This window comes from Clostridium sp. UBA6640 (assembly GCF_002455975.1).
Lineage (GTDB): Bacteria > Bacillota > Clostridia > Clostridiales > Clostridiaceae > Clostridium_J.
Map to the genome: position 1 here is coordinate 50,830 of NZ_DKLM01000151.1, position 1,502 is coordinate 52,331.

2 protein-coding genes and 1 pseudogene are annotated in these 1,502 nt (G+C 28.8%); 1 reads left to right on the forward strand and 2 read right to left on the reverse strand.

The window, feature by feature from the left end:
• Positions 1 to 768: pseudogene (locus B2W91_RS17455) on the reverse strand (radical SAM protein); the annotation flags it as partial.
• Between the two features lie 105 nt (positions 769 to 873).
• Positions 874 to 1,005, reverse strand: coding sequence for a hypothetical protein (locus tag B2W91_RS17460; protein ID WP_291583250.1), 132 nt, complete (start codon positions 1,003 to 1,005; stop codon positions 874 to 876).
• Positions 1,006 to 1,183: 178 nt separating this feature from the next.
• On the opposite strand from B2W91_RS17460, the gene B2W91_RS17465 reads away from it, so the two are divergent.
• The coding region (locus B2W91_RS17465; protein ID WP_291583251.1) for a cysteine peptidase family C39 domain-containing protein at positions 1,184 to 1,502 on the forward strand (319 nt) is incomplete at its 3' end.

Below are 1,502 nucleotides of genomic sequence, written 5' to 3' on the forward strand. Positions count from 1 at the left end.
AATACCTAAGCTATGCTTTCCAGCTCCGCAGCCTTGCCATATGTAATCATTATTAGAAGAAGCCTTTCTTACTTTCATTTCCTTTGTATTATAATATCCTATGCAATCCGCAAAATGTATTTTTATTTTATTATCATTTAAATTTTTATATCCAAAATCGATTATTGTATCAATTTCATCGTTATTTAAAACTAACTCACAGTTTTCTTTTAAATTTCCCATTGGCATGCCAATTTGAAGTTGCCATGTAGTTACTCCGCCTTCTATGAATACATTTTTCATATCTTCTAACTGATTTATGTTCTTTTTATTTACTGTAGTTATTACTGCAGAGTATATTTCTTTATCTTTCATAAGCTTAAGAGCTCTTATAGATCTTTGAAATGAACCAGCCTTTCTCATAAAATCATGAGTTTCTTCCAAGCCATCTATACTTATAGCAATAGTATTTATTCCTGCTTCAATAGCCTTATCAATAATTTCTTCATTTATAAGCCATCCATTGGTTATCATAGTTGGGATAATACCGTTATCCCTAAGACCCTTTGCTATAATATGCCAATCATCTCTTGTAGTAGGTTCTCCTCCAGATAGAGTTATATGTTTAAAACCTAATGTCCCAAGTTCTTCACATAAAGTTAAAGCTTCCTTTGTCGTTAGTTCGTCACTTTGTGGACTTTCACATATTGATCCACAATGTTTACAACGCATATTGCATCCCATCGTTATTTCCCATACACCAGTTATTGGCTTATATTTCATAACCATCCTCCCTCTTAAGCATGTTATTATTTATTGTCTATTATATAAAAGATTTAGAATTAAGCTATTGGGAATGACTTAAGTCATTCCCAATACTTATTATGCTATTTCCTAAATTTCTACTGGTGGAATTCCATATAGTGGTTCATATTTACCACCATCTCCCATTGTGTTAAGTGCTTCTGTAACTTCATCTGTAGATATAAACTCCTCAAGACCTTTAGTTAATTCTTTGATATCCACATAAATACCCCCTTTCTATATTTTTTACATTAATGATAAATAATATATTTAATGTAAATATATTATTTATCTGTATATTATTGTATAATGTATAAATAGAAAAGACAAGCTTTTGCACAAGATTTAACAATTATATTGATGGAACTTTGGAACTAGCTATTAAGAAGGAGTGGTAAATATGGAAAAATCAACTTATGATAAAGAAAATAGAGAATCTTTTGCCCTATGTATGTCAGCATTATGCAAACATTTTGGAAGTAAAATCTCTGTGTCTAAAATTAACAACATTATAAATTACAAAGAAGATTTAAATATTATGAATTTAGAAGATAAACTAGGATTTTCCATTAAACAGCTTAAAGGAAATAATATTGAGGATATATTATCTTATTGCCCTATACCTGCAATAGCATATATAAATGAAAATGGAATTAATCATTATATAGTCATAAAGAAAATAAGTAATAATGAAATAATAGCATATATTCCAAAAAAAG